Annotated in this window: 4 protein-coding genes and 1 pseudogene; 4 read left to right on the forward strand and 1 reads right to left on the reverse strand. The window is 64.7% G+C overall.

Annotated features, from left to right (window positions below; translation table 11 throughout):
- Positions 1-773: thiamine-phosphate kinase (gene thiL, locus GTP90_RS34510; RefSeq protein ID WP_161087744.1), on the reverse strand; the 773-nt coding region annotated here is incomplete at its 3' end.
- Between the two features lie 300 nt (positions 774-1073).
- Between thiL and GTP90_RS34515 the strand changes: the two genes are divergently transcribed.
- The 4 genes and pseudogenes from GTP90_RS34515 to GTP90_RS34530 all read left to right on the forward strand — a co-directional run.
- Positions 1074-3392, forward strand: a complete 2319-nt coding sequence (locus tag GTP90_RS34515; RefSeq protein ID WP_161087745.1) for an NADP-dependent malic enzyme — start codon at positions 1074-1076, stop codon at positions 3390-3392.
- Between the two features lie 220 nt (positions 3393-3612).
- The gene (gmd, locus tag GTP90_RS34520; RefSeq protein ID WP_161087746.1) at positions 3613-4656 is read left to right on the forward strand and encodes a GDP-mannose 4,6-dehydratase; all 1044 of its coding nucleotides are present in this window, start codon (positions 3613-3615) and stop codon (positions 4654-4656) included.
- 9 nt (positions 4657-4665) lie between these two features.
- The gene (locus tag GTP90_RS34525; protein ID WP_161087747.1) at positions 4666-5583 is read left to right on the forward strand and encodes an NAD-dependent epimerase/dehydratase family protein; all 918 of its coding nucleotides are present in this window, start codon (positions 4666-4668) and stop codon (positions 5581-5583) included.
- A 2-nt stretch (positions 5584-5585) separates the two neighbouring features.
- Positions 5586-5787, forward strand: a pseudogene (locus GTP90_RS34530) (glycosyltransferase family 1 protein); the annotation flags it as partial.

Genomic DNA, 5787 nt, shown 5'->3' on the forward strand with positions numbered 1-5787 from the left:
GCCGCCGCGAAGGCGCGCCGCAGCGCGGTCTCGCGCGTGGCCAGCACGGCGCCGGCCGGCAGCGCGTCCACGTCCAGCGTGGCGCCCATGGCCGACTGCTTGAGGATGTGGCCGAGGTCGCCCACCAGGCCGTCCGAGATGTCGATCGCCGCGTGGGCGATGCCCTGTTCGGCCAGCAGCATGCCCAGCGCCACGCGCGGCGTCGGCGTGTGCATGCGCACGGCGGCCGCCAGCAGGCTGGCCGCGTCCATCGATTGCTCCAGCCGGTAGCCGGCCAGCGCCAGGCGGGCGTCGCCCAGCGTGCCGGAGATCCAGATGTCGTCGCCGGCAAGGGCCGCGTTGCGGCGCAGCGCCTGGCCCGGCCGCACCTCGCCGAACACCGTGATGCAGAGGGTGAGCGGACCCTTGGTGGTGTCGCCGCCGATCAGCTCGATGTTGTAGGCGTCGGCCAGCGCGAACAGGCCTTTGGAAAAGCCGGCCAGCCAGTCGCGGTCGGCGGACGGCAGCGCCAAAGCCAGCGTGAAGCCGACCGGGCGCGCGCCCATCGCCGCCAGGTCCGACAGGTTGACCGCCAGCGCCTTGTGGCCGAGGCGGGCCGCATCCTCGCCGGCAAAGAAGTGGCGGCCCTCGACCAGCATGTCGGACGAAATCGCGGTCTGCATGCCGGGCGTGGGCGTGAGCAGGGCGCAATCGTCGCCGATGCCGAGCGTGGCGCGGGCCGCGTGCTGCGGGCGCTGGAAGTATTCCTGGATGAGGTCGAATTCGGAGAGCATCCCGCTATTGTACTGAAGAGCGGCAGGGCCGGCGCTGGGCGTCGCTCTTGGTTAATTGATATTTTCAATCAATTTTCATCGGGCGATGCAAAATAGTTATAACTGCGGAAAATTGATTATATTGGAGCTATTGATAGGTTATTGCCGCTAAAAACGTTAAAAATTCGGTGTTTGTTGCATTGAATCATAAATAATGCTGATATCCGTCATAGCTGTTGGTGAAAATACCTACTTAATTGAAAGAATTGGTCTGATAAAATCGGAAGCTTTCCGACAGTACAAACAGGAAGGCCGCACAGCATGGATTCGTCATCTGATAAAAAAGAAGAACTTCGTCAACAATTGCGCCTCGCGGCGCTCGAATACCACGAGTGCCCGACGCCCGGCAAGATCAGCGTCACGCCGACCAAGCAACTGACCAACCAGCGCGACCTGGCGCTGGCCTACTCGCCGGGCGTGGCCGCGCCGTGCGAAGAGATCGTCATCGACCCGGCCAACGCCTACAAATACACGGCGCGCGGCAACCTGGTGGCCGTGATCACCAACGGCACCGCCGTGCTGGGCCTGGGCAACATCGGCCCGCTGGCGGCCAAGCCGGTGATGGAAGGCAAGGGCGTGCTGTTCAAGAAGTTCGCCGGCATCGACGTGTTCGACATCGAGATCAACGAATCCGACCCCGACAAGCTGGTCGACATCATCGCCTCGCTGGAGCCGACCTTCGGCGGCGTCAACCTGGAAGACATCAAGGCGCCGGAGTGCTTCTACATCGAGCGCCAGCTGCGCGACCGCATGAAGATCCCGGTCTTCCACGACGACCAGCACGGCACCGCCATCATTGTCGGCGCGGCCATCATGAACGGCATCCAGTACGTCGGCAAGGACATCGCCAACTGCAAGCTGGTGGTGTCGGGCGCCGGCGCGGCCGCGCTGGCCTGCCTGGACCTGATCGTCGACCTCGGCTTCCCGCTGGAAAACATCTACGTCACCGACCTGGCCGGCGTGGTCTACAAGGGCCGCAAGGAACTGATGGACCCGGACAAGGAACGCTTCGCGCGCGACACCACGGCCCGCACGCTGGCCGAAGTGATCAGCGACGCCGACATCTTCCTGGGCCTGTCCGCCGGCGGCGTGCTCAAGCAGGACATGGTCAAGGCCATGGCGCCCAATCCGCTGATCCTGGCGCTGGCCAACCCGAACCCGGAGATTTTGCCGGAAGACGTCAAGGCCGTGCGCGGCGACGCCATCATCTGCACCGGCCGTTCGGACTATCCGAACCAGGTCAACAACGTGCTGTGCTTCCCGTACATCTTCCGTGGCGCGCTGGACTGCGGCGCCACCACCATCACGCGTGAAATGGAAATCGCCGTGGTGCACGCGATCGCCGAGCTGGCGCACGCCGAGCAATCGGACATCGTCGCCACCACCTACGGCTTCACCAACCTGTCGTTCGGTCCCGAGTACCTGATCCCGATGCCGTTCGACCCGCGCCTCTTGATCAAGATCGCCCCGGCCGTGGCCAAGGCGGCCGAGGATTCCGGCGTCGCCACCCGTCCGATCAAGGACCTGCAAGCGTACGCCGACAGCCTGCAGCAATTCGTCTACCGCAGCGGCACCTTCATGAAGCCGCTGTTCCAGGTGGCCAAGAAGACCGCGTCCGACCTCAAGCGCATTGTCTACGCCGAGGGCGAGGAAGAGCGCATCCTGCGCGCGGTGCAGGTGATTGTCGACGAGAAGCTGGCGCGGCCTATCCTGGTGGGCCGTCCGGCCGTGCTGGAAACGCGCATCAACAAGTTCGGCCTGCGCCTGAAGCAGGGCGTGGACTTCGACGTCATCAACCCCGACCACGACGAGCGCTACCGCGACTACTGGCAGGCCTACTACGAGCTGACCGCGCGCAAGGGCGTCACGCAAGAGTACGCCAAGCTGGAAATGCGCCGCCGCCACTCGCTGATCGGCGCCATGATGATCAAGAAGGGCGACGCCGACGGCATGATCTGCGGCACCTTCGGCACCACCCAGCTGCACCTGCACTACATCGACCAGGTGCTGGGCAAGCGCGAGGGCGCCTGCGTGTACGCCGCGATGAACGTGCTGATCATGCCTGAGCGCCAGCTGGTGATGGTCGACACCCACGTCAACGAAAACCCCAACGCGAAGGAACTGGCGGCCATCACCGTGATGGCGGCCGAAGAGATGCGCCGTTTTGGTTTGTCGCCGCGCGCGGCCTTGCTGTCGCACTCGAACTTCGGCTCGTCCAACAGCGAATCGGCGCAGAAGATGCGCGCCGCGCTGGAGCTGGTCAAGCAGCTCGACCCTGCGCTGGAAGTGGACGGCGAAATGCACGGCGACACCGCGCTGGACTCCAAGCTGCGCAACTCCATCATGCCTGGCACCAGCCTCAAGGGCGACGCCAACCTGCTGGTGATGCCGAACATCGACGCCGCCAACATCGCCTACAACCTGGTCAAGACGGCGGCCGGCAACGGCATCGCGGTGGGCCCGATCCTCCTCGGTTGCGCCAAGCCGGTGCACATCCTGACGCCATCGGCCACGGTGCGCCGCATCGTCAACATGACCGCGCTGTGCGTGGTTGACGTGGTCGCCCAGCGCAAAGTCTAAGAAGCAATTTGGGGTCAAGTCTGACATTCGGACACGAGCACAACCGTAGCAGGGCGCTACGGTTGTGCTCGTGTCCGAATGTCAGACTTGACCCCATTTTTTATCGATTGGTAACAAGATGTAAGGGATGTAATTGACATAATTGGTGAGAAGTGCGGCTCAGGCGCTCTGTTACAATAGCGGGTTGTAAAGTCACCCATGATTTGGATTGCTATTCACCATGAATAAAATAAAAAGAGCCCTGGTTACGGGCATCACCGGCCAGGACGGCGCTTATCTGGCCGAGTTGTTGCTGGAAAAAGGTTATGAGGTCACCGGCACTTATCGCCGCACCAGCTCGGTGAATTTCTGGCGTATCGAGGAACTGGGCATCCAGTCGCATCCGAATCTCAAACTGGTGGAATACGACCTGACCGACCTGGGCTCCAACATCCGCCTGCTGCAAACCACGCAGCCGGACGAGGTCTACAACCTGGCCGCGCAAAGCTTTGTCGGCGTGTCCTTCGAACAGCCGGTCACCACGGCGGAAATCACCGGCGTCGGCCCGGTCAACCTGCTCGAGGCCATCCGCATCGTCAATCCGAAGATCCGCTTCTACCAGGCGTCGACCTCGGAAATGTTCGGCAAGGTGCAGGCCGTGCCGCAGAAGGAAGACACCCCGTTCTACCCGCGCAGCCCGTACGGCGTGGCCAAGCTGTATGCCCACTGGATGACCGTGAACTACCGCGAGTCCTATGGCATCTTCGGCTGCTCCGGCATCCTGTTCAACCACGAGTCGCCACTGCGCGGCCGCGAGTTCGTCACCCGCAAGATCACCGACTCGGTGGCCAAGATCCACCTGGGCCAGCTTGACGTGCTGGAACTGGGCAACCTGGACGCCAAGCGCGACTGGGGCTACGCCAAGGAATACGTCGAAGGCATGTGGCGCATCCTGCAGGCCGATGAGCCGGACACCTATGTGCTGGCCACCAACCGTACCGAAACCGTGCGCGACTTCGTCAGCATGGCGTTCAAGGCGGTCGACGTGGCGCTGGCGTGGAGCGGCGAGGCCGACCACGAGATCGGCACCTGCAAGAAAACCGGCAAGGTGCTGGTGCGCGTCAATCCGAAGTTCTACCGTCCGGCCGAGGTGGAGCTGCTGATCGGCGATCCGTCCAAGGCGGAAAAGGCGCTCGGCTGGAAGCCGAAGACCACGCTGGAGCAGCTGTGCCAGATGATGGTCGAGGCCGACCTGCGCCGCAACAAAGCCGGCTTCTCCTTCTAAGGAACCGCGATGGCTGCTGAAGGCATGGAGGGCGCCGGCAAGCGCGCCCTGGTCACGGGGCTGTCCGGCTTCACCGGCCGCTACGTCGAGCAGGAGTTGCGCGCGGCCGGCTACGAAGTCTACGGCACCATCACCCCCGGCCACACGCCCGGCGAGCGCCAGTTCGCCGTCGACCTGAACGACCGCGCCGGCCTGGCCGACGTGGTGGCCCAGGTGCGGCCGGACGTGGTGGCCCACCTGGCCGCGATCGCCTTTGTCGGCCACGGCGACGTCGAGCAGATCTACCGCGTCAACGTGGCCGGCACCCGCAACCTGCTGGAGGCGCTGGCCGCCAGCGAGCACAAGCCGTCGGCCGTGCTGCTGGCCTCCAGCGCCAACATCTACGGCAACACCGACGCCGGCGTGATCGGCGAGGACGTGCCGCCGGCGCCGGCCAACGACTACGCGGTCAGCAAGCTGGCCATGGAATACATGGCGCGCCTGTGGCAGGACAAGCTGCCGCTGATCGTGGTGCGCCCCTTCAACTACACCGGCGTCGGCCAGCACGAGAACTTCCTGCTGCCGAAGATCGTCTCGCACTTCCGCCGCCGCGCCGCCGACATCGAGCTGGGCAACCTGCACGTGTGGCGTGACTTTTCCGATGTGCGCATGGTGGCGCACAGCTATCGCCGCCTGCTGGCCGCCGGTCCCTCGGTGGCCGGCCAGGCCTTCAACATCTGCTCCGGCCACGCGTACTCGCTGGGCGAGGCGCTGGCCATGATGGCCGACATCGCCGGCTACCCGATCAACGTCCACGTCAACCCGGCCTTCGTGCGCGCCAACGAAGTGGTGCGCCTGGTCGGCGACAACCGCCGCCTGGTAGCCGCCATCGGCCCGCTGGACACGGTGCCGCTGGCCGACACGCTGCGCTGGATGTACTCGGCGTGAGCATGGCCGACACCAAGGCCGTCCGCCCGGTGCGGGTGGGCCTGTCCACCACCACCGCCGAGACCACGCTGACCGGCGGCCGCCTCGACGGCCTGGGCGTGTACAGCCGCGCGCTGCTCGAACACCTGCCGCATGCCGGCGCCGAGGTGCAGCCGCTGTCCTTCGCGCCCGGCGGCGACGCCAGCCGCGTGCACGTGGGCCGCG

The sequence above is a fragment of the Duganella vulcania genome (assembly GCF_009857655.1).
GTDB classification, from domain to species: Bacteria; Pseudomonadota; Gammaproteobacteria; order Burkholderiales; family Burkholderiaceae_D; genus Rugamonas; species Rugamonas vulcania.

Bases quoted from the DNA above. Each gene is read 5' to 3' on its own strand.
- gmd (WP_161087746.1), top strand. From the start codon at position 3,613: ATGAATAAAATAAAAAGAGCCCTGGTTACGGGCATCACCGGCCAGGAC.
- GTP90_RS34525 (WP_161087747.1), top strand. From the start codon at position 4,666: ATGGCTGCTGAAGGCATGGAGGGCGCCGGCAAGCGCGCCCTGGTCACG.
- GTP90_RS34515 (WP_161087745.1), top strand. From the start codon at position 1,074: ATGGATTCGTCATCTGATAAAAAAGAAGAACTTCGTCAACAATTGCGC.